This window comes from Streptomyces sp. ADMS, from assembly GCF_033441795.1.
Classification (GTDB): domain Bacteria; phylum Actinomycetota; class Actinomycetes; order Streptomycetales; family Streptomycetaceae; genus Streptomyces.
Map to the genome: position 1 here is coordinate 1 of NZ_JAVFVX010000677.1, position 208 is coordinate 208.

At 63.0% G+C, this 208-nt stretch carries 1 protein-coding gene; it reads left to right on the forward strand.

From position 1 onward, the window contains the following. Positions 1 to 208, forward strand: a 208-nt coding sequence (locus tag RB628_RS42455) for a hypothetical protein (RefSeq protein ID WP_318325886.1), incomplete at both ends; no start/stop codon positions are given.

A 208-nucleotide genomic window follows, 5' to 3' on the forward strand; every position in this document is an offset into this window, starting at 1 on the left:
GAAACCAAGGCACCCAAGGCGACACCGGCACCCAAGGCACCCAAGGCTTCCAAGGAAACCAAGGCTTCCAGGGGACCACCGGCACCCAAGGCTTCCAAGGCTTCCAAGGCACCCAGGGATTCCAGGGCGACACCGGCACACAAGGCTTCCAAGGAAACCAAGGCACCCAAGGCGACACCGGCACCCAAGGCACCCAAGGCTTCCAAGG